At 70.1% G+C, this 22178-nt stretch carries 17 protein-coding genes and 2 pseudogenes; 12 read left to right on the top strand and 7 right to left on the bottom strand.

From position 1 onward, the window contains the following. Positions 1-85: 85 nt before the first annotated feature. Positions 86-586, bottom strand: coding sequence for a hypothetical protein (locus AC1C2T_RS00610; RefSeq protein WP_495383856.1), 501 nt, complete (start codon positions 584-586; stop codon positions 86-88). A 163-nt stretch (positions 587-749) separates the two neighbouring features. Between AC1C2T_RS00610 and AC1C2T_RS00605 the strand changes: the two genes are divergently transcribed. The 3 genes from AC1C2T_RS00605 to AC1C2T_RS00595 all read left to right on the top strand — a co-directional run bounded on the left by AC1C2T_RS00605 (position 750) and on the right by AC1C2T_RS00595 (position 3155). Continuing rightward, positions 750-2018 carry a sensor histidine kinase gene (locus tag AC1C2T_RS00605; RefSeq protein WP_495383855.1) on the top strand — a complete coding sequence of 423 codons (1269 nt, stop codon included), beginning with the start codon at positions 750-752 and terminating at the stop codon, positions 2016-2018. Continuing rightward, the gene (locus AC1C2T_RS00600; protein WP_495383854.1) at positions 2015-2764 is read left to right on the top strand and encodes a response regulator transcription factor; all 750 of its coding nucleotides are present in this window, start codon (positions 2015-2017) and stop codon (positions 2762-2764) included. Before AC1C2T_RS00605 ends, AC1C2T_RS00600 begins: the two co-directional genes overlap by 4 nt. Positions 2765-2873: 109 nt before the next feature. Then, positions 2874-3155 carry a DUF4242 domain-containing protein gene (locus AC1C2T_RS00595; RefSeq protein ID WP_495363400.1) on the top strand — a complete coding sequence of 94 codons (282 nt, stop codon included), beginning with the start codon at positions 2874-2876 and terminating at the stop codon, positions 3153-3155. Between the two features lie 42 nt (positions 3156-3197). Here AC1C2T_RS00595 and AC1C2T_RS00590 read toward each other — a convergent pair whose 3' ends face one another. Next, positions 3198-6083, bottom strand: coding sequence for a helix-turn-helix transcriptional regulator (locus tag AC1C2T_RS00590; RefSeq protein WP_495383853.1), 2886 nt, complete (start codon positions 6081-6083; stop codon positions 3198-3200). Positions 6084-6247: 164 nt separating this feature from the next. On the opposite strand from AC1C2T_RS00590, the gene AC1C2T_RS00585 reads away from it, so the two are divergent. Further along, positions 6248-6496, top strand: coding sequence for a hypothetical protein (locus tag AC1C2T_RS00585; protein ID WP_495383852.1), 249 nt, complete (start codon positions 6248-6250; stop codon positions 6494-6496). A gap of 124 nt (positions 6497-6620) precedes the next feature. Further along, on the top strand, positions 6621-7949 hold the full coding sequence (locus AC1C2T_RS00580) for a hypothetical protein (RefSeq protein ID WP_495383851.1): 1329 nt from the start codon (positions 6621-6623) through the stop codon (positions 7947-7949). A gap of 75 nt (positions 7950-8024) precedes the next feature. Here AC1C2T_RS00580 and AC1C2T_RS00575 read toward each other — a convergent pair whose 3' ends face one another. Together AC1C2T_RS00575 and AC1C2T_RS00570 are read right to left on the bottom strand one after the other, a co-directional pair. Beyond that, a complete protein-coding gene (locus AC1C2T_RS00575) occupies positions 8025-8312 on the bottom strand; it encodes a DUF1905 domain-containing protein (protein ID WP_495352654.1) in 288 nt (95 codons plus the stop codon). A 41-nt stretch (positions 8313-8353) separates the two neighbouring features. Beyond that, positions 8354-8944: a TetR/AcrR family transcriptional regulator gene (locus tag AC1C2T_RS00570; RefSeq protein ID WP_495363396.1), complete on the bottom strand. Its 591-nt coding sequence runs from the start codon at positions 8942-8944 to the stop codon at positions 8354-8356. A 96-nt stretch (positions 8945-9040) separates the two neighbouring features. Here AC1C2T_RS00570 and AC1C2T_RS00565 point away from each other — a divergent pair. From AC1C2T_RS00565 to AC1C2T_RS00545, 5 genes and pseudogenes are all read left to right on the top strand, one after another. Then, positions 9041-9238, top strand: a pseudogene (locus tag AC1C2T_RS00565) (NAD(P)H-binding protein); the annotation flags it as partial. A 79-nt stretch (positions 9239-9317) separates the two neighbouring features. After that, the gene (locus AC1C2T_RS00560) at positions 9318-9656 is read left to right on the top strand and encodes an NAD(P)-dependent oxidoreductase (protein WP_495383850.1); all 339 of its coding nucleotides are present in this window, start codon (positions 9318-9320) and stop codon (positions 9654-9656) included. A gap of 177 nt (positions 9657-9833) precedes the next feature. After that, entirely contained in the window at positions 9834-10346 is a 513-nt protein-coding gene (locus AC1C2T_RS00555; RefSeq protein WP_495383849.1) for a methylated-DNA--[protein]-cysteine S-methyltransferase, read from the top strand. Between the two features lie 216 nt (positions 10347-10562). Beyond that, positions 10563-10671: pseudogene (locus AC1C2T_RS00550) on the top strand (LacI family DNA-binding transcriptional regulator); the annotation flags it as partial. A gap of 155 nt (positions 10672-10826) precedes the next feature. Then, positions 10827-12263: an HNH endonuclease signature motif containing protein gene (locus tag AC1C2T_RS00545; RefSeq protein WP_495383848.1), complete on the top strand. Its 1437-nt coding sequence runs from the start codon at positions 10827-10829 to the stop codon at positions 12261-12263. A gap of 35 nt (positions 12264-12298) precedes the next feature. On the opposite strand, the gene AC1C2T_RS00540 is transcribed toward AC1C2T_RS00545, so the two are convergent. Beyond that, a complete protein-coding gene (locus AC1C2T_RS00540) occupies positions 12299-13135 on the bottom strand; it encodes an MOSC domain-containing protein (RefSeq protein WP_495383847.1) in 837 nt (278 codons plus the stop codon). 97 nt (positions 13136-13232) lie between these two features. Here AC1C2T_RS00540 and AC1C2T_RS00535 point away from each other — a divergent pair, with 97 nt between their 5' ends. Beyond that, positions 13233-13607 carry a VOC family protein gene (locus tag AC1C2T_RS00535; RefSeq protein WP_495363390.1) on the top strand — a complete coding sequence of 125 codons (375 nt, stop codon included), beginning with the start codon at positions 13233-13235 and terminating at the stop codon, positions 13605-13607. Between the two features lie 104 nt (positions 13608-13711). On the opposite strand, the gene AC1C2T_RS00530 is transcribed toward AC1C2T_RS00535, so the two are convergent. After that, positions 13712-16870 carry a M14 family metallopeptidase gene (locus tag AC1C2T_RS00530; protein WP_495383846.1) on the bottom strand — a complete coding sequence of 1053 codons (3159 nt, stop codon included), beginning with the start codon at positions 16868-16870 and terminating at the stop codon, positions 13712-13714. Between the two features lie 163 nt (positions 16871-17033). Beyond that, entirely contained in the window at positions 17034-18023 is a 990-nt protein-coding gene (locus tag AC1C2T_RS00525; RefSeq protein WP_495363388.1) for a TrmB family transcriptional regulator, read from the bottom strand. Positions 18024-18145: 122 nt separating this feature from the next. On the opposite strand from AC1C2T_RS00525, the gene AC1C2T_RS00520 reads away from it, so the two are divergent. After that, a complete protein-coding gene (locus AC1C2T_RS00520) occupies positions 18146-22171 on the top strand; it encodes a S8 family peptidase (RefSeq protein WP_495383845.1) in 4026 nt (1341 codons plus the stop codon). The last annotated feature ends 7 nt before the right edge of the window (positions 22172-22178 follow it).

The raw sequence follows: 22178 nt of genomic DNA, 5'->3' as shown, positions 1-22178 counted from the left end.
GTGATCAACGATCACGCTCGTCATGCCGCACCGATCAGTGCCGCTCGATGAGATCCGTGATCACTCTCGTCATGCCACGAACCGCTCAGCGCGCGAGCGTGACGCCGAGCATTGCCAGCACGCCGAACACCACGCCCCAGAGCACGATCGAGATGACCTGCCAGAAGATCACCGTGTTGCGGTTCGCGCCGAACGACACCATCGCGGCGGACGTGATCTGGCTCGGCAGCATCGTCTGGCCGACGATGCTCACGCCCGCGACGCCGTACTTGTCGAACGCGCGGCGCAGCTTCTCACGGCGCGGGGACTCGACGGGCTCCCCGTCGGCGCCGACCCCGCCGGCGCCGGCTTTGCCCGCGACGACCTTCGAGCGCACGCCGTGCGCGGTCAGCACGAAGATCAGCATCGAGATGATATTGCCGATGACTGCGACGCCGATCGCGAGCGCGGTCGGCAACCCGATCAACACCCCGATGACCGAGCCGAAGTACGACTCGACGAACGGGATCGCGGCCACCACCATCACACCGAACCATTGGAGGAAGGTGGGGAGAGAAGCGGCGAAGTCCTGGAGGGTATCGATCATGACGAGTCCTTTCGTAGGGGCGGGAGATTCGGTCGTAGGGGCGGCAGGTTCGGTTCAATCCTTCGCGGGCAACCGCGATGGCGGCAGTGTCGAGGTGTCAGGGGATCACGTGGGTTTCCACACCCAAGGCCGTGACAAATGTCACTGGCCTAGGCTCGAATCCATGGCTGCCGAACTGGCCCGCAGTGTGCAGACCACATGGCTGTACACGCTCGGGTCGATCGTGTTCTTCTTCGGATTCCTCGATCTCATCGTCGCGCTGACGATGTTCGAGATGTACGTGCAGTCGAGCGACCCCACGACCGCCGTGCTCATCGTGTTGATGCTCGTCGCGTCGGCGACGCAACTGCGATTCTGCTGGTTCCTCCGCGTCGGGCGCGGCGGTGGCCTGCCGCACCCCGTCTGGACGGCCGCCCTCCTGGCACCCGCTGCCGTCGTCTGGGTGCTCGGACTCTTCTCACCGGGCAGCGAACTCGCGGCTGCAGTGCCGCTGTGGGCCGCTGCGTCCCTCATCGCCTGCCTGCTGCCGAGGGCGCAACGCTGGCTCCTGCTGCTCGCCGCGCTCGTCGTGCTGATCGCGCACCCGATGCTCGCGACGATGATCACGGGCGAACCGTTCGCGTTCGTGCGCTCGTCGAGCGTGTGGATGATCGGCATCTTCGCGGTGATGCTGCCCTTCATGCTGCTCACGAGTGTGTGGTGGTGGGAGGTCGTGGCGCAGCTCGACCGGCACCGGCGCACCGCCGCCGAGCTCGCGGTGACGCAGGAGCGGCTGCGGTTCGCGTCCGACCTGCACGACATCCAGGGCCACCATCTGCAGGTCATCTCCCTGAAGTCCGAGCTCGCCGAACGCCTGCTCGAGATCGACCCGGCTGCGGCTCGCGGGCACCTGCACGAGACACGCCTGATCGCGAAGCAGGCCCTCGAAGAGACCCGCTCGCTCGTCGCCGGCTACCGGAAGGTCGCGTTCGACGACGAGCTCGAGAACGCCCGTGAGGTGCTCACGGCCTCGGGCGCCGAGTGCCGGTTGCGCCTCGGCCCGCTCCCGGCCGATGCGGCGGCGCGGAGCGCGCTCGCATCGGTGGTGCGCGAGGCGACGACGAACATCCTGAGACACAGCGAGGCGGCCATGGTGACGATAGAACTGACGACGACGGGCGAGCGCATCGAGCTCGCGATCGAGAACGACGGCGTCACGGTGGCGGATGCCTCCCGGTCGGATGCCTTGGGGGCGGATGCCGCGGGGCCGGATGCCTCGACGCCGGCCGGTGCCCGCCCCGGCGCCGCCCCGCGCGCCCAGGGCTCGGGGCTCGCGGGTCTGCGAGAGCGGCTCACCGCCGTCGGCGGCACGCTCGAGACGGCGACGGATGCCTCGGGCGGCCGCTTCGAGCTCCGCGCCGCGGTGCCCGTGGGCGAGCGGGTGGCGGCGTGAGCGGCGCAGGCGTGAGCGGCGCAGACGGGCTGGACATGGCAGGCGCAGGCGTGGGTGGCACTGCCGGGCAGGGCAAGGCGGGCGCAGGCGGGCTGAGCGGTGCCGGCGGTGTCGGCGGTGTCGGTGCGGGTGATGCACCGCGCAGCATCCGTCTGCTGATCGCCGACGACGAGCACCTCATTCGCGGCGCACTCGAGGCCCTACTGAATCTCGAGCCCGACATCGAGGTCGTCGCGAGCGCCGACAACGGCGTGACGGCCGTCGAGCAGGCGATCGCGACCGTGCCCGACGTGTGCCTGCTCGACCTCGAGATGCCCCGCGCCGACGGGCTGGAGGCGGCGGCGCGCATCCTCGCCGAGGTGCCGACGCACGTCGTGATCGTGACCCGGCACGCCCGTCCCGGCGTGCTGCGGCGCGCCCTCGCGTCGAAGATCTCGGGATTCGTGCCGAAGTCGACGCCCGCCGAAGACCTCGCGCACGTCATCCGCGACGTCGCCGCCGGCCGGCGCTACATCGACCCCGAGATCGCCGCCACCGCGCTCACCGCCGAGCGCTGCCCGCTCACCGATCGCGAGCTCGACGCGCTGCGCTACAGCCGTTCGACGACGAGCGTGCAGCAGATTGCCGAGCGACTGCACCTCGCGCAGGGCACCGTGCGCAACTACCTCTCGTCGGCGATGACCAAGCTCGACGCAGCATCGCGGCACGAGGCCGCCGAGAAGGCGTGGCTGCAAGGCTGGATCTGACACGGTACCGGCAGCCGAGCTCGCCACCGAGGAGGGGCCGCGCCGAGGCATCCGGAGTACCCTGTGACCCAATACCTGTAAAGCCCGATACCTGCAAAGGGGGAACGAGATGCCGTACTTCATCATCGAGCGCAACTACGCCGAAGACGTTCCGGTGCCGCTCGAGGCCGCTCCCGACATCAACCTCATCAACGATGAGGAAGACGTGCGATGGCTCTACTCCTTCCTCGCCGTCGATCGTCGCAGGAGCTACTGCCTGTACGAAGCGCCGTCGATGGAGGCGATCCGAGCCGCTGCTGTGCGCGCCGGGATGCCAGCCGACGTCATCACCGAGGTCGATGGCCGCATTATGCCGAGCGGCAACCTCGCGGGCGTCGCCGAGTTGGTCTGAGCCCTCAGCAGTGACGGGCACGCCCTCAGCTCGTTTCAGGATTCATATCAGCCCCCGTTCCCGCGCATACATCGCGGCCTGGGTGCGGTTGACCGCACCGATCTTCGTGAGAATGTTCCGCACGTGATTCGCTACAGTGTGCTCGCTGATCACGAGCCGTGCGGCGATGTCGCGATTGCTCCTGCCCTCGGCGATGAGCCCGATGACCTCGCGTTCGCGCGCGGTGAGTCCGCCTGAGACCTCGAGAGCGGATGCCGCGGCACCCGCGTCGAGCGACCGCAGCACTCGCACCATGCCGGCGGGTTCGGCGATCGCCCGAGCGCGCTCGGCGAGCTCGGCCGCCTCAGGTGAACCCGGGTCGGCGCGGCGCAGGTGAACGGCCCACGCGGAGAGCGTTCGCGCGACGTGAAGCGGAGCGCCGCTGCGTTCGGCGAGTTCGAGAGAACTCTCGAACCGCTCGACTGGAGACCCTGTGCCGCAGAGGGACTCGATCTCTCCCAGATAGCAGTCGGCGGCGCCGAACGGAGCGGCGAAGAGGCCCGACATGAGGTTGAGGCCCGAGTACTCCGTGAGCCACTGGTGCAGTCGTTCCGCGGCGGCGACGTCGCCGAGCCGGACTGCCCCCTCGGCCATGAAGGCGAGACGGGCCGGCCAGTCGCTGGAGTCGCTCGCGTTCGACGCGGTGTGCTCGATGAGCCAGTCGAGCATCCGCCGTGTCGGCGCTTCGAGTCCGAGTTCGGTGTAGAGGGCGAGGAGGCCCGGTGCCCAGCGTTCGGCGGGTGATTCCCCTCCGGTGACGTAGCGGCGAACGTCTTCGATCCGTCCCAACTCCCGGCGCAGCATATAGCTCTGCACGGCGTTCGTGCTCGACATCCCGTCGTCCCGGAAGTCGATTTCGTCGTACCGCAGCTGTCGGCATGCGGCCGCAGCCTCCTCGAGGCGCCCGCCGATGAGGGCCCGCCCGAACCGGACGTGTACAACCCAGTAACCCCAATGCCCGCTCGACTGCCGGCTCATGTTCACGAGGTAGCTCTCGGCCTGGTCGAGCCCGGCGCGGTCGCCGAGGAGATAGCTGTTCGCGAACACATTCATTGTTGCGGCGCCCATCCACTCGTTGCGCATCGATCGCGTAAGTCCGAGCAGCTCGATCGCGCGTTCCTGCCGCTTCGCGACCCCCCGCGGGCGGAGCGTCATGGAGACGATCGAACGGAGTACGGATGTCAGCACAACAGGATCTCCCAGCGCCCGGGCGAGACCGACCGCGCGGTCGCCGATCCGCTCCGCTTCATCGACGGCCCCGGTGAACGCCGTCGCCCGGGCGAGCGCCCCGATCGCTTCGACGTACAGGGGGTCGCCGTCGTCCTTCCGAACTTGCGCGAGCCCCGCCGAGAGCAGCTCGAGTGCTCGATGCCCGAGCAGGCCCGGCCGCCAGGAGGCATCCTCGTATCCGATCGCTGCGCGCAGCTGCAGTCGTGGATCTCCTGCGCCCGCAACAAGCTCGTACAGGATTCGCGCCCGAGACGTGTCGATAGCGACATCCCAGCTGCCCGCCGCGCGAAGCAGCAGCTCAGCCTGCTCGTCGCTGTCGGGGGAGATCTCACCCGCTTGCTCGAACAGGCGCCCGGCGTCTTCATACGCGAAGCGGGCCTCCGCGAGCTCGGCAGCGCGGATCAGGTAGGTCACTGCCCGATCGCCGAACCCGAGCGCGCGGGCGGCCGAATAGTGGTGGGCGAGCCGCTGGATGAGCCGTGGCGCCGTGGGGAAGTTCGACTCGAGCACCTGCGCGATGCGCGCGTGGGTTCGCAGCAGCTCAGTGCTCGGGATGTCGTCGATGACCGCCTGCCGCGCGATGGCGTGCGGGAAGCGGTAGCGATCGCCCGCCAGGCGCGGCGGCTCGATGAGGCCGGCGCCTACCGCGGCATCCATCGCAGAAAGCGTGACGTCGACGGATGCCTCGCTGATGCCGATCAGCTCACTGAGATCGACCTCCTGGCCGAGCACCGCGGCGAGCTCGAGCACCGAGCGCTGGGATGGTTCGAGCGTCGCGATGCGGGACCGCACGATATCGCTGACAGAGTCGGGTAGCTCGATCACGCGCTGGTCGCCTTGGTGCTCGGCCCCGACGACCGGATGCCACATGGCTCTGAGGAGGAACGGATTGCCGCCCGTGAGCTCGCCGAGCAATTCGGCCGACGCGCGGATACCGGCACGCGAGACGCCGGCGCGGGCCGCGACGTACTCGGTGATCTCTGCGGGAGTGAAGGGAGCCAGCCCGATGCGCAATACGCCGCTCAGTCGGGCGAGTGACGCGAGCGTGTCCGCGAGTGCGCCCGACCGGTCCGGCGGTGCGTTTCGAAGGGTGCCGAGCAGCAGTACCCTCGCCTCCGCTGTGCCCTCGACCACCCGGCGAAGGAGTTGAATCGCCGCAGGCCCCGCCCAGTGCAGGTCGTCGAGGGCAAGCACCACCGGGCGTATCGAAGACGCGGCGCGCAGCACGTCGATCACCGCGGAGAACACACGCTCCTGGCCCATCGACCGATCGGCGGCATCCTGGCCAGTTCGATCGAGCACGCCCTCGAGGAGCTCGGCCGAGTCGATGTCGGAGATGTCGGTCGCCACCTCCCGGTACGCCGGAATGAGCGCCCGGAGCGGCTCGTCGAAGGGCTCGAACGGTGCGCCGAGCTCTTGGATGCACGATCCGACCAGCACCGCGGCGCCGCTCGCGCGGAGCCGTATGCAGACCTCGCTCACGAGCCGAGACTTTCCCGCGCCCGGCTCGCCGCTCACGAAGACCGCGCGCCCCGCGCCGCCGATCGCGTCGGCCCACGCCGACTCGATCGCTTCGACCTCTTCGTGTCGAGCGATGAACGGCGGCTGCCCGGACGTCGTCCAGCCGGCCGGCAGCGCCGGGGCGGACCATTCCCCCATCTGCCCACGATAGTCCGCGACCGCGCTCGCGGCGATGACCCGAATTGACTACGCCGGCGTGCGCTCGAAGATGGGTCGTCCTCGTCATGTGGCGCGGCGGCATCCTTCCTACCGTGAGGCCAGCGGCGCTCTTCCAGGAGCCTGCATCATGAAAGGACAAGATCATGAACGTTCGCGCGTTCCTCATCGTCCCGGCCGTCCTGGCCGTGGGCGTGCTCGCCGGTTGCGGACTGACCGACGGCGGCGCGGGTGCCGGTGCCGGTGCCGGTGCCGGCAGCGGATCCGTCAAGGTCGAGATGCCGTCGTCGGAGGTGTGTCACATGTCTGCATTCATCCGCGAGCGGGCTCCCGAGGGGCTCTGCACCGAGACCGACGTGGTCGATGACGACCTGTCGCCGGTGACCGGCCGGTGATCGGAGTGCGGTGACCGGCTTGCGGTGACGGGCTTGCGGTGACCGGTGTGCTGTGACCGAATTGCTGTGCCCGAATTGCTGTGCCCGGCACCGGTGACGGGCCCGACGGGAGTAACCTCCGCGTATGGGTCGACCGATGATCTCGGCGCTTCAGCAGGTCACCGTCGACCTGACGAGTGCCGGTGCAGGCAATGAGTCGCTCGGGGCTTCCGCGGGCGGCAGTCTCGGCACGGCGCTGTTGCCGCTCATCGCGCTCGCCGCGTCGCTGACCGCCGCGATCTGCGTCGGGTCCCTCGTCGTGGCGTGGCTGCGCAAGCCCGAGGCCGGCAGCTCGCTCGCGCTCGTCGACCCCGAGTCGGCGGGACTGCTTCCGGTCGGGTTCGTGTCGGGTGCTGCCGCGGCGCGCTGGCTGCCGGCGACGGTCATGCTGCTCGCCGTCAACGGCGTGATCGCGATCCAGGATCGGCGCGACATACGTGACGCCGGTGACATCCATGACGTGCGTGACGTCCGTGGCACCCGCGGCGGGGAGGCCGGCTGCGCGCGGGACATCCGGCTCGTCTTCGACGGCGCGTACCCGCTCGCCGCCCGCACGGATGTCGATTCGGCGGGCGCCGACGGCACGGTGCTCGCGTTGCTCTCGCCGGGGCTCTCGGGCGGGTCGCGCACGGTCGAGCGTGGGGCGTGCGTCGACGCGGACCGTGTCGTGGTGAACAACGGGCTGCTGCTCGATGTCACCCGCGACGGCTTCCGCGACGCGGCGGACTGGTATCGCGAGCCGCGCCCGGTCCGCCGGTTCGGGGCGGCCACGATCGGCGGCGTGGTCGGGGTAGCCCTGGGATTCGTCACGCTCGGAGGCGCAGACGACTCTGCGAACTCGATCGCCTGGAGCGCGATCGTCATCGGTGCGCTGGCCCTCGGGCTACGCGCGCTCGTGCCGCGCTGGATCCCACTGAACTCGGCCGGCCTGCAGCTCCGCGAGCGGGCGAACCGGTGGCGCGAGATCGTCGCGAGTACGGATGTCCCGACCCTCGTCGCGGCCGAGCAGTTGCTGCCATGGGCGGTGCTGTTCGACGAGGCATCCGTGGTTCGGCGCCTTGCCGAGGTTGCCGAGAAGGCGGGCACCGTGCCGACCTGGTATCGCTCGGCCGCCCCGTTCTCGGCGGAGCGACTGGCATCGTGCATCACCGTCGTGGCAGCCGAGCTTTCGCAGCCGATCCGCGTCGGCGGCGGGTTGCTGCAGCGGGGCGAGGACTCCCGGTTCGGCGTGCCGATGATCGGTGACACCAAGGGGTGGGGTGGCGGATACCTCGCGGGCGGCGACGGCACGTTCGGTGATGGCGGCGGGGGTGGTTTCGGGGGCGGGGGCGAGGGCGGCTTCGGCGGATTCGGCGACGGGGGTGGCGGCGGCTTCGGCGGCGGCGGGGGCGGTGGTGACGGCGGCGGCACGTGAGCGGCGCCGCTGAAAGCGCAGCGTCGGCGCCCGCGCGAGTTGCGCCCCGTCGTGCGGTTCAGATCAGCGCTGCCGTCACCCGTCGAGCACGTCGAGGTCGACCTCGATCTCGTCGCCCTCGCCGATGCCCTCTGCCGTGAGCACGGCCTTCTTCAACGGCAGCGCGTAGGTGCCCCCGCCGGGGAAGATCGAGGTGTTCCACGTGGTGGCGCCGACGGTCGCGACGACGCGCACGGAGTCGAAGCCGCGCGGCATCCGCGGCTGGTCTGAGATGTCGGCGCTCGGCTCGGCCGGAACGTCGACGAAGAACCAGTTTCTGCGCGCCTGCCATTCGTAGATCTCGGCGGTGAAACGAATGCGCATGCCGTGATGCTACCCGGCGATGTTGAGTCGCTCGAAGTCCGTCACGGCGCGGGCGCGAGCCCCGGTACGAGCAGTTCGACGCTGCGCTCGGCGAACTCCGCGGCATCCGTCACGTCGCGCTGGCCGTCGTAGGCCGCGAGGAACGCACGGTGGAACGCGACCCCGACGAGCAGTCGCGCGGCGGACTCGAGGTCGGCATCGGGGCGGATGCGTCCGGCCGCCTGCTCCTCGCCGAGCAGACGCGCCACGAGCGTCACGGTGCCCTCGGGGCCGTAGCCGCGTGCTCGCACGCCCGCGCGATGCTCGGCGAGCAGTTCGGGCGCCCCGAAGATCGACGCCGACATCGGAAAGGTGCGCACGAAGAACGAGAGCAGCGCGGTCACGATGCTCGCGAGCGTCTCGGGCAGCGCTGAGCGAGCGGATGCCTCGGGCAGTTCGATGCGCGGCATCCGCTCGACGAGCACCGCGAGGAAGAGCTCCTGCTTGTCGGCGAAGTGCTTGTAGATGAGGGCCTCTGAGCACCCGGCGGCGCGGGCCAGCTCGCGCGTCGTCGCACCGACCACGCCGCGATCGACGAGCACGGTCGCGGCGGCATCGAGGATGCGGTCGCGGGTGGTGGGGAGCTGGGACATCCGGGCCTTCCACTTGACAGGTGAGTGTTCGCTTACCGTATCATCGAGGTAGTGAGTAAATGCTTACTAACCGCTCGAGCTCCTGAAGGACGAACCATGAGAGTCGCAGTACTGGGAGCCTCGGGTCGCACCGGCGGCCTCATCGCCAACGCGGCGCGAGCGCGAGGTCACGAGGTGATCGGGGTCGTGCGGCGCGCGGCATCCGCCCCGACCGGCGCCACAGAACGCATCGCCGACGGCCGCGACGCCGCCGCGCTCGCCGCTGCCCTCGACGGGTGCGACGCCGCGGTGTTCGCGATCGGCCCGACCTCGGCGAGCACCGACCACACCGTGATGCGCGAGAGCATGCCGGCACTCGTGGCGCATCGCCGCGGTGCGCCGCCTCGTCGTCGTGAGTGCGAGCGGCCCCTTCACCGACGGCGACGACCCATTCCTGAAGTTCGTGGCGAAACCGATCGTGCAGCGCATCCTGCGCGAGCCGTTCTCCGACTTCGTCGCGACCGAGCCCGTCGTGCGATCGAGTGCCCTCGACTGGACGATCGTGCGACCGCCGCAGCTCAAAGACGGCGACGCTCGTGGCCGCTACCGTCGTGCGAACGGCGGGGGAGTGCCGTTCGGCATCTCGATCCGCCGGGCCGACCTGGCGGCGGCGGTGCTCGACGTGCTCGAAGACGACGCGACGGTCGGGGCGACGATCACGGTGGCGGCGTAACGCCCAGAGGCCGTAGGGTCGCTCCCTCGGCTCCCTCGGCTCCCTCAGCCAGCTTTGGCCGCGCCGGACGAATCCGCCCGCGAGAGGCATCGCAGCGAATCATCCGCTCGGCCATGAAGTCCGATTCCCGCTGCTGGAAGTGGCCATCGGCGCGCGCATCGGGGTGAAGATGGAGTCATGCTCCGACGCCATGCCACGCTGACGACAGCTCTCGGGGACCTCCTGGTCGTCGCCGAGGGCGACGCGCTCTTCGGCATCTACTTTCCGGGGCACTGGCATCCGCCCGGCGGCAACGCGATCGGCGTCGAGGTCGCCGCGCACGACGATGCGCTCATCACGCGGCTCGGCATCGAGCTCGACGAATACCTCGCGGCGGAGCGAACGACGTTCGATCTGCCGATGGCGCCCGTCGGCGATGAGTTCCAGCACGCGGTGTGGGCGATGCTCCGCGACATCCCCCACGGTGCGACGACGAGCTACGGCGAGCTCGCCGCGCGCCTCGGCGATCGCAATCTGGCTCGACGAGTCGGCAACGCCGTGGGGCGCAACCCGCTCAGCATCTTGGTGCCGTGCCACCGGGTGGTCGGCGCCGACGGGTCGCTCACGGGCTACGCCGGCGGCCTCGAGCGCAAGCGATTCCTGCTCGAACTCGAGGGCGCGCCGGTCGTCGCGCAGGGGAGGCTCTTCTAGCGCCCGCGCACCATCCGTGACCTCTCTCGGTTGGCAGCGACGGAGGGGTCGCCGCTCGGAGAGAGCGGGCCGCGACGCTGCGGGATGGGGTGTTCAGTTGTGGCCGGGGTGGGAGGGTTCGTTGATCGAGTAGGCGCGCCAGCGCCGTATCGAGATCCGGGCGGGGTCTCCCGCCAGAGCGGGGGCTCGATCAGGCGCACGGCATCGAGCGCGAGCGTGGCAGAGCCCACCCGCAAGCGACCGACGATCGAAGACGTCGCACGCGAATTCGGCGTCTCGCGGGGCACCGTCTCGCGAGTGCTGAACGGCCGTTTGGGTGAGCCCGTGGGGCGCCTGCCGCTGCCGACTGAGTTGGTACTGCGGGAGTCGGCGTACGGGCGCGACTCGTCCTCCACAGGCCGGTTCGATGGCGAGTTTTACACAGGATGATCAGGTGTTTTCGCGGCATCGAATGTCAGAGGGTCGCGCAAGAATTGACACATGGACGAAACCCGCGACGCGCTCGAGCAGCTCTGCTCGGCGGTCGTCGATGCGTTCCGATCCGATGACGCAGCGCGGTGCTCCGACGACGAACTGTTGGCGACGATGGGCGCCCTCGAGCGCCTCGGGCGGCTCGTCGATTCACACCGCTCGGTGTACGCGGGCGAACTCGGTGAGCGATCGCGCCCAGAGCTCGGCAGCGAGCGGCTGTCGTGGCGCACGGGGTGCCGCTCCGCTGCAGAGCTCGTCGAGCGGGTCACCCTGGTGTCGGGTGTCGAGGCGCGGCGGCGCATCGGCCTCGGCGCGGCCACTCGGGCCCGTGTCGGGTTCACGGGCGAGGCGCTCGAGCCGCAGTTCCCACTGGTCTCCGCTGCGCTCGCGACCGGCGAGCTCGGGGTCGACGCGGCGTGCGTGATGGTGCGTGAACTCGAGCGCGCTCGCGGCGTCGCCGATCCGGTCGCATTCGAGGCTGCCGAACACGCACTCGTCGCTGAAGCGACAGGCCAGGGCGATGGGGCACCCGTGCGGTGCACGGCCGGTGAGCTTCGCGTGCAGGCCCAGGCGTGGTCGACGTTCCTCGATCAAGACGGCTCCGAGCCCGACGATGAGCGGGCGATGCGACGCCGAGGGTTGCGGCTCGGGCGTGCGCGCGACGGGCTGATCCCGATCGCGGGCGAGCTCATGCCCGAGGTCGCGGCCGGGCTCACCCGTCTCTTCGACGCGCACCTGGCGCCGCGTTCGGGCGGAGGGTTCCTCACCGCCGCCGAACGCGCCGACCTCGCCGTGCAGGCCGAGACCCGCACGAGCGACCAGCAACGCCACGACGTGCTCGCCGCCGTCATCGACACGGCTGCCCGCTCGGGGGAGCATCCGAGCATCGGGGGCGCTGCGCCGACGGTGCTCGTGAGCGTGCGGGCGAGCGATCTCGAATCGGGCCGCGGAGCCGCCCACGCCGACGGCATCGAGCTGCCCGTCTCGCTGCGTGCTGCACGGCACATGATGTGTACCGGCGGCATCCAGGCCGTGCTGGTCGACGACGCAGGGCGCATCATGCAACTCGGCTCGCAAGAACGATGCTTCACGCCGCACCAACGGCGGGCGATCACGCTGCGCGACGGCGGCTGTCTCATCCCCGGATGCTCCGTGCCTTCGGCATGGTGCGAGGTCCACCACGTCGTGCCCGACGTCGACGGCGGCCCGACCCATCCAGACAACGGCGTGCTCCTCTGCTGGTTCCACCACCGCACGATCGACACCTCGGGCTGGGGCATCCGCATGGTTCGCGGTGTGCCGCACGTGAGTCCGCCCGCGTGGCTCGATCCCGGTGGCGGATGGCGGGTCGCCACGAAGTCGCCGACCAGACTCGCCGATCGGCGTGCGCGAGGTGAGCCCGAAGGGCGACATGAGAGCGGTGGGCTTGTTGAGTCGGGTGGGTGAACGGCTGCGCCGTCGGTCGTCGCCGAGGGACGTCTTCAGCCGGGGCGCACCGCGTCGCCGACCGCGATCGACCCCGGCGACTGCGGCGCGAGGAGCACGCCGAACCAGGTCTTGCCCTCCCAACGCCGATGCTTCGCGAGCGTGCGGATCGGCTCCTTGCCGCGGGCGAGGGTCTCGGGGTCGATCGTCGTCATCACGCAGCGGTCGCACACCTTCGTGATGCGGAACCGCACGCTGCCGAGGTCGACGAACGGCCAGTCGTCTTCGGCGAACGGCTCGTCGCCGTCGCCGTCGATCACGACGTTCGGCCGGAACCGCAGCATGTCGAGCAACGGCGTCGACTCGTCGGTCCACGTGTTGAGCTGGGCGAGGGATGCCTCGCTCGTGAGCAGCAACGGGCCGGCGTCGGCCAGCGACATCCGATCGTCTGGCAGGCCGCCGTTCGCCGGGTTGACCGTGCGCTCGCGCGGATCGGGCTGCCACACGAGTCGCGCCTCGACGCCGAGCCGGGCGCTCAGCCAGGCGTCGGCCTCGGCGCCGGCGGGGAGCGCGGTGCCCTGCCGCGAATGACCGACTGGGATGGGCGGGGTGTCGGTCGGCGGGCGAACCAGAAGCGGGGCGTCGGCGTCGGCGTCGGCGCGGGCGTCGGCGCTTCGCCCGCGCTCGCCGAGGAGCAATCCGCCGTCGGCGAGCGGCTCGGCTGTGAACGCGAGCATCTCGTTGTGCTCGCGCGCGGTCACGGGCGCACCGGATGCATCGACGACACCCCAACGGCGATCGCCCGCGAGACCCCACGGCAGCACCACGGCCGAGTCGACGTCGAGTCCGGCGAAGGACTTCACCGGATGGATCCGAAGGCGTGTCACCTGCATTCGAGAACACTAACGAATGCGCGGTCGTGGTGGCCGCCACGGGTGGGCAGGCACGGTCGCGGGCGCCGCTGTCGGTGGGTGATGGGAGCGTGTCGCCATGGCAACGCATGAGCACCGCATCCCACTGAGCATCGACTACGTCGAGATCTCGATCACCGACATGGCCGCCGCGCAGGCGTTCTACGGCGCCGCGTTCGGGTGGCAGTTCACCTCGTACGGCGACGAGTACGCAGGCATCCGCACCGCCGCCGAAGCAGACGGTGACGAGGCCGGTGGGCTCGCCTTGGCCGACGAGGTCGTGCGCGGCGGGCCGCTTGTGCTGCTCTACAGCGACGACCTCGACGCCACGGTCGCTGCCGTCACGGCTGCCGGCGGCGAGGTCGTCAACGGTCCCTACGAGTTCCCCGGCGGTCGCCGCTTCCACTTCACCGACCCGAGCGGCAACGAGCTCGGCGTCTGGGCCGCGCAGTAGCCGCCCTGTAGCGGCGCGGATCAGGCAGCGGATGCACGCGCACGCGCACGGATGCCGCAAGCGGGTGGCACCCGCTTGCGGCATCCGCTCGATTGCTGCCTCCGCTACCCGTTGAAGTGCGCGAGGATGCGCCCGACAATGTCCGCCCGCTCCTCGTCGGTCGCGAGCTGCTCGAGCCCGAAGCCGAATATGAGCGTGTCGGGTGTCGCGACCGAGGCCACGAGCACTGCGAGGCCCTGCGCCCGCTCCCAATCACTGAAGTTGGCCGGGCTGCCTGCGGGAGGCCCGAGCAGCTGCCACGCACCGAGACTCTCCTCGAAGCCCTCGGCCGTGAGTTCGCTCGACGCCGTGACGATCCTGGTGTCATCGAGGATGACGCCGAGGCCGCCCGAGCCGGGGTCGGTGACGTAGCTCACCACGAGTTCGATCTGCTGATTCGCGTAAGCGGACAGGTCGAACGACACGGGGATCCACCCGCCTGAAGAGCCGGTCATCGCGTTCCACGAGCCTGTGCTGCCGGTCGTGGCGCACGGGTTTCCGAGCGTGAGGTAGTGCAGGAGCTGCGGATGCACCCCCGCGTAGAAGCCGCCCTCGCACTCGGTGGGCGGGTCGGTGGATGTCGCGCCTCCGACCTCGGGAAGCGTGGTCCACGTGTCGGTGCCGGTCGGGCGCACCTCGACGAGAACATTGTCGTAGCCCAGTTCGACGTCGAACGCGATCTGCGCCGTGAACGTCGGCGCGTCCGCGGCGGTCAGCCCGGTCAGGTCCACGTTCTGGCCGAGTCGCTGGTAGCCGTTGTCGATGTGGCCGGCCGCCGCCGCCCACTCGCCCTCGATCGCGCCGAACGGATCGGCGTAGTCGGCGACCCCCGTGCTCTCGAACTGCGGGAACTCGCCGACCGGGAGCACATCGCTCGTGTTCACGAACGCTCCTGCCTCGTCGACGGGGTTGTCGACCGTTGCCGGGCCACCGAACGTCGCTTCGAAGCCGTCGAGCGGGGGAGCGGTGCCCACGGCGCCGTCGACACCCACAGCGGTGCGTGCGTACGCGCCCATCCAGTACTGCGTGAAGTCGTCGGCGAGCAGCAGGCAGTCGGAGAAGAAGTCCCCCGTCACCGCGCAGTCCTCATCCGGCGCTCCGTCGAGCCCGTAGTAGATGCCGCCGAGCGAGGAGCCGAGCTGCCCGTAGTACCCCGCGGTCTCGCCGGCGAGCGCGAGCTTGCCGCCCTCATTGAGCCAGTCGCGGATCGACATGGTGAGGTACTGCTGGCGCTCAGCGACCGAGAGGTCTTCGAGCGGACCGAACTGGAAGGTGTCGGTCAGGAAGTCCTCGGGATCCTGGGTCAGTCGGTTGTCGCCGAGGTACCACAGCGCCGAGTCGTAGTGCGAGAGCACCCCGAGGTCGTGCGGAACACCCTGCGCGTCGACGTCCCAGACATCCGGAGTCACGCTGTTCGCCTCGAGGGCCGCGACGTGCTCGTCGACGTACTTCGGCGCGGTCGTGCCGGCCGGATACGTCGGGTTCACGCCCGTGTAGTCCTCATTCGCGATGACGAGCACGTCATTGCCGGTGTCCTGCGTGAGCTCATAGGTGAAGTGCTCGCTCTCGACCTTCTTGAAGTTCCGGTCCTTCAGGATGTCGCGGAGCGAAGGCAGCGCTGAGAACCAGACCTCCACGGTGTCGCCCGCAGCTGCACCGCGCACCGTGCCCCGGTACTCGGCGTAGTAGTCGTCGTTCTCGTCGCCGTAGCGCTCACCGCCCTGCCACTCCTTGACGGGTGCGATCCTCGTGCGCCCGTCGTTGATGCGGTAGCTCATGAACTTCGCGAGCAGGTCGCGCTTGGCCACGACCGCGACCGGCTGCGGGTCGCCGTACGAGACCGTGAAGCTGTCGACCTTGAAGTCGGGAGCCTCGAGGCCCACGGCCGACACGGGGTCGTTCGGGTCGAGCGCCGATTCGGCGGTCGCGAGGGCGAACGCGATGTTCTTCTCGAACTCGGCCTGGATCAGCGCCTCGTCGTCGGGGAAGTTGAATCCGCTCTGGCAGTCCTCTGCGAGCCACTCGTCGTCGGCGACCGAGTCGGATGCTGCCTCGCACGTCGACATCTCGGGCGTGAACCCGAGCGTGCCGTGCGCCTCCTGCATGTGCGAGTCGATGTCGCCGTTCGTGGTGTACAACTCGGCGGAGATGTCGGGGTCGTACCCCGGGATCGCCGGGTTGGCGTCGTCGCCGACCATCGCCTCGTAGATCACGTCGTCGGGCGACGGCGTCGCGACCTGCCAGCCGATGCCGTGCAGCAGCAGTTCGGCGGCCGAGTGGTAATTCACGAAGAACTCCGGCGTGATGCGGTCGAAGAGCTCGTCGAGCGCCTGCGTCTCGGGTTCGGATGCCGCGGAGGGACCGCGGTACGTCTCGCTCGCCGGGTTCGGCGATGAACCTTCGTTGTCGTAGCCCCAGCGCGTCGCGGAGTTGCGGTTCAGGTCGACGCCGTCGCCGGTGGTGATCACGCCGTCACCGTTGTTGTCGCGCAGGTTCTTGCGCCAGAGCCGGTTGCCCTCTTGGAACGTGAAGTCGTAGCCGTCGGGGTTCGCGACCGGCACGAACCACAGTTCGGTCGAATCCACGAGGTCGGTGATGCGCGGGTCGGTGCCATACGACGTGAGCACGTGGTCGAGCAGTCGACGCACCATCTCGGGCGTGATCCACTCGCGGGCGTGCTGCGCGCCGACGTAGACCGTGGTGGGGCGCTTGCCGTCCTTCGCCCGGTCGACGTTCTTGGTGACGCGCACGGCGGCGATGTCCTGCCCGTTGGTCGTCTGTCCGACCACCTGCACTTCGGCGATCTTCGGATGCGCCGCGGCCTGCGCCATGAGCTCCTCGAGCAGTCCGCCCTCGCCGCTGTAGGGGCGGAACACGCCCTCGGCCTGCAGTGAGCGGCGCTGTGCGCTCGGCGCCTTCTCCTGGAGATCAGCGCCGCTCGCTTCGAGCTGCGCGGCCTGCTCGCCCGAGATGATCACTTCGACGTCGACCTGGCCGGATGCTTCGGCGCTCGGTGACGCGACGATCTCGTGCCGGTCCACGCCGAGATCTACGATCGCGGCGAGCCCTTCGGCGTCGACGGTGCCCGTGTAGACGGCGAGCTGGTCACCTCCGCCGGGTGGTGGTGCGGGTATCGCGACACTCGGCGTGGCGCTGAGTGCGGTGATGACGAGTGCAGCCGCAGTAGCGGCGGCGAGCTGGCGGGCTGGGCTGGTGCGGAACATGGCGTACCCCCTCGTAACGCGATGACGTCCATACCGGGTGGTTCTCGAATGTTCGAACCCGACGATCGGTCGTGACATGAACGTTGCTCATCTTCGTCCCCTCTTCAAGGGCCGTCAACAGTTTCGGCAGATCACACGCATGTCGGATCGCACCGATGCCGCATCACACCCACGCCCGGCGCACGGCCTCGGCACCCAACTGGAGCCGGGTCGTGACGCCGGCGGTCTCCATGAGCTCGGCCACACGCCGCTGCACGGTGCGCACCGAGATGCCGAGCTGCGCGCCCGCCGCGGCATCCGTCAGGCCCAGCAGCAGGAGCTTGAGCAGATCGCGGTCGACCGCATCGTGCGCGCCCGGCAGCTCGCCGGCCGAGACGAACTCGGTCGACGTCGACCAGTACTCCTCGAAGATCGCGATGACAAGGTCGAGTAGGCCGCTCGGATGCACCAGCAGCGCGCCCGACGACCGGTCTTCGCCGTGCGATCGCATCGGGAGCAGCGCCAGGTCGTCGTCGGAGATGATGAGCCGGGTGGGCAGCGTCGGCATCACCCGGATCTCCTCGCCGAAGGGCGCCGACTCGCGTGCCGCGTCGATGAAGCCGGGCCATTCGAGCACCGCCTTCTCGACGATCACTCGGTAAGTCACACCGCGGTGGAGTGCGTCATCCTCGGCCGTGTTCTCCTCGGCGCCGAGAAAGGCCACGTCGCTCAACATGAACACACGCACCTGCTGCGTCGCCGAAGCCTGCAGCTGAGCGAAACGCTGGCGCACGGCATCCGCCCCCAGCACGACATCGACCACATCGGGCGCCGAGCGCTGCGCGGCCCCGCTGCGGTAGATCTCACTCAACTCCACGAGCGCCTCGTGCGCCTGGGTCAGCCGGCGTTCACGGTCGAGGAGCATCGGGCGCAGGGCCAGCGACGGCGGCGAGGCGACGACCCGGTCGGGAGCGGATGCCTGCCGCGCGAGCAACCCGAGACGCTCGAGTTCGGCCACGATCGCGCGCACGTCGCCGGGCGACTTCCCCGCGGATGCGGCGAGCTCGTCGACGCTCGCCGATGGCGACTGCAGGATGAGCCGATAGAGCGAGGTGTGCTCGTCGTCCAGTCCGATCGCCTCGAGCACGAGCGCCTTCCATTCCTCGCCGGCCACGGTCGCGTCGGTCGCCGTTCAGGTGGCGGATCACAGCCATGGCATCTCTCCGCCACCACCCTAGCCAACAGGCCGTGAGAGGTTGCTTGCCAAGCCAGTTCGTACGCGTGAGAGGTATCCCTATGCCACGAAGCATCAGACCATCCGCACCACGGCGCCGATCGATCGCCGCCGCCATCAGCGGCCTCGCGATCGGCGTCGCCGGAGTCGGCGCAGCCGCACTCCCCGCCGGTGCCGATCCGACCGGTGGCGGCACACCGCCACCGGCCGTCGCGGCCGCGGCACCCGCTCCCGCAGGCGGATCGCACACCGTCACCCTCATCACCGGCGACCGGGTCACCGTGACCGACCTCGCCGGCGGCACCCACGCGGTCGAGATCGACCCCGTGGACCCCGGCGAGGGGTTCCAGACCCTCGACGTCGACGGCGAACTGCACGTGCTGCCGCGCGGCGCGCTGCCGTTCATCACGGCCGGCGTCGTCGACCGCGACCTCTTCAACGTCACCCGGCTCATCGAGTACGGCTACGACGACGCCTCGGTCGACGCGACCCCCGTGATCCTCGAGCTCGACGACGACGGCGCGGCGGCGCGCAGCTTCGCCGCCCCCACACCGGGTGTCGAGATCGGCACCCCGCTCGCGAGCATCGGCGGCGCCGCGGCGACGGCCGACCACGCGAGCGCCGAATCGACCTGGGCGGCGCTGACGGATGTCGCGGCATCCGATGCCCGCAGCTTCAGCGCCGAAGGAGCCGACGGGGCCGTCAGCCTCGGCGGCGGCATCGAGGCGATCCACCTCGACGGCAAGGTGCAGGCGACGCTCGACTCGAGCGTGCCCTACATCGGAGCGCCCGAGGCGTGGGCGGCCGGCTACACCGGCGACGGCGTGACGGTCGCGGTGCTCGACACGGGCTACGACGACACCCACCCCGACCTCGCGGGCCGGGTGCTCGCCGACTCGACGAGCTTCGTGCCCGGCGAAGCGGTCTCCGACGACGTCAACGGCCACGGCACGCACGTCGCCTCGACGATCGCCGGCACCGGCGCCGCGAGCGGCGGCACCCACCGCGGTGTCGCCGACGGCGCCGACCTCCTCATCGGCAAGGTGCTGAGCGGCGCCGCCGGTGAAGGCCAGGACTCGTGGATCATCTCCGCCATGGAGTGGGCCGGCGAACGCGCCGACATCGTCTCGATGAGCCTCGGCACCCGCTACGGCGACGACGGCACCGACCTCATGTCCCAAGCGCTCAACGAGATCTCGGCCGAGACCGACGCGCTCTTCATCGTCGCCGCGGGCAACTCCACGGCGCCCGAGACGATCGGCTCGCCCGGCTCAGCCGCGAGCGCACTCACGATCGGCTCGGTCGACGACCCGACCGGCGCCCTGTCGTGGTTCTCGAGCCAGGGCCCGCTCGTGGGCTCCGGTGCGCTGAAGCCCGACCTCGCCGGCCCCGGCAACGACGTGACCGCCGCCCGCTCGGCCGACAGCCCCGGCGAAGGCTCCTACATCGGCATGAGCGGCACCTCGATGGCGACCCCGCACGTCGCGGGCGCTGCGGCGATCGTGAAGCAGCAGCATCCCGAGTACACGGCCGCGCAACTGCGGGCCGCGCTCGTCAGCACGGCGACGGATGTCGGGCTCACGCCCTACCAGGTCGGCGCCGGCGTGGTCGACGTGGCGACTGCGATCGAGGCCGACATCGTGGCATCTGGTTCCGGCGACTTCGGCATGCTGTCGTGGGGCGAAGACGCTGCCCCCGTGACTCGCACGATCGAGTACGCGAACCGCGGCGACGCCGAGGCGACGATCGAACTGACCGCGACGCTCACCGACACCACACCCGGCGCGGGTGGCGGTGGCCTCGAACCGGGCCGCGCGGCCGCAGCGGCATCCGACGTGCTCACGATGGACGCCGACTCGCTCACGCTCGCCGCGGGTGAGACCAAGGCGGTCACCCTCACGGCCGACCCGGCGAAGGTGCCCGCGGGAGCGCAGCTCTCGGGCGTGCTGACGGCGGCGGTCGACGGCGACGCGGTCACCCGCTCGGCGCTCGGCATCATCGCCGAAGCCGAACGCTACGACCTCACCGTCACGGCGACCGACTTCGACGGCGAACCGCTCGAGACCTACGGATGGATCTGGAACGCCGAGACCGGTTGGTACACCTCCTTCGGCGTCGCGGGCGAGACCACGCTGCGACTGCCGGCCGGGCTCTACTCGGTGATGTCGTTCATGGACGTCGCCCGTGAGGCCGACACCCAGACGATCGCGCTCGTCGGCGACCCCGACGTCGTGCTCGATGGCGCAGCGACGGTCGCGTTCGACGCCCGGGCCACGAAGCCCGTGACCGTCGATGTCGGCGAAGACGGGCTCGAGGCCACCGTGCGTCGCATGGACTACAAGGCCGACGGCTTCACCGGCAGTGTGTTGGCACCCGTGTGGGTCGACGAGCTGTACGCCCAGCCACTGGAGGCGACCGAGGCGGAGAGCTTCGACTTCACGACCCGGTGGCGGCTGCAGCAGCCGACTCTCTCGCTGAAGGCCGGCAAGGAGCGGCTCGACCTCATCCCGCAGGTCGGATCGACCCTGCTCGACGGCAAGATCCGCGCCGGTGCCATCGATGTGGGACTCGGCAGTGCCGAGGAGTTCGCCGCGGTCGACGTGACCGGCAAGGTCGCGGTCGTGACCCGCTCCGACACCGTCTCGGCCCCGGCGCGATCGGCGAACGCGGTCGCAGCGGGCGCTGCGCTGCTGCTGACCGTCAACGACGGTGACGGCGAGCTCAGCGAATGGGTCGGCTCCGAGGACTACGTCAGCGACACCGCCATCCCCGTCGCCGCGATCAGCGGCGTGCAGGGCCGCCGGGTGCTCGAAGCGATCGCACAGAAGAAGGTCACCGTCACGGGCGAAGGCATCGTGGACGCCGACGAGATCTGGGACATCGCCCGCTACAGCGCCGGCAATGTGCCCGAAGACCTCGACTACCGCCCACGCGGGCTGACCCGTATCGACACGACGTACTACGGCGAACCTTCGCTCGTCGCCGAGTTCCGGTGGGACTTCGTGCCCGGCGTGGAGTACGGATCGGGCTACCCGATGCGCACGACGCGCGGTCTCGAGCGCACCGAATGGGTGAACACCGACCAGGTCGAGTGGTATCAGGACGCCACGGTCGTCGACGCCGGATGGCAGGTGCGCGACGTCAGGCGTGCCTACGAGCCCGGCCAGAAGCTCGAGACGAGCTACTTCGGTGCGATCGTGCGGCCCTACGTCGGCCCCGGCTACTGGGCGCCGAACCGCTCGGGCGACAACGTGCAGGTGAACCTGCCGTCGTGGGCCGATGGGGCGAGCGCCGAGCGCACCGGCACGTTCGACGTGTTCTCGGGCGCCGTCGACCGTGCGCAATTCACCGAGGTGTACGTCGACGGCGAGCTTGCGGGCTCAGGGCCGTACCAGGGGGTCGGCGTCTGGGGGCTGCCCGACGGCGAGTCCGAGTGGCGCGTGGTGAACACCGCGACGCACGACGGCACATACCTCGCCTCGTCGACGTCGACCACGACCGAGTGGACCTTCCGGTCCGCCGGAACGGCGGGCGACTACACCACCCAGCTGCTGCCGATGCTGCAGGCGTTCTACGACGTCGAGCTCGACGACTCGGGCAAGGCCGGCGCCGGCCGCAAGGCGGGTGCACCGGTGAAGCTCGACCTCGAGCTCGGGCACCTGGCCGGGGCATCCGGCATCGCAGCCATGACCGACGCGACGCTCGAGGCGCGCGTCGACGGCGGCGACTGGCAGGCGGTCGAACTCGACGTCACCTCCACCGACACCACGGTCGACGAGCCGTCAGGGGAGTTCCTCTCGGTCTTCCCCGAGGGGCGTGACGTCGTCACGGCCTACGCCGCCGAGATCGACGTGCCGAACGCGGGCGCGTGGGTCGACCTGCGAGTGACGGCGACGGATGCCGCAGGCGCGACCTTCAGCCAGGAGATCGTGCGGGCGTTCGAGGCGACGGCCGCGAAGAAGGGCGGCGGCCACGGTGGCGGCGGGCACGGCGGTGGCGGCCACGGTGGTGGTGGCGGCCACGGTGGTGGCGGGCACGGCGGGGGCGGGTACGACTGGCCCGGCTGGCCGGTCGGTGGCCGTCACTGATGACGGA

The organism is Agromyces sp. Y558 (genome assembly GCF_059445415.1).
The sequence above is the reverse complement of the archived record's forward strand: the minus strand, read 5'-3'. Positions and strand labels throughout refer to the sequence as shown.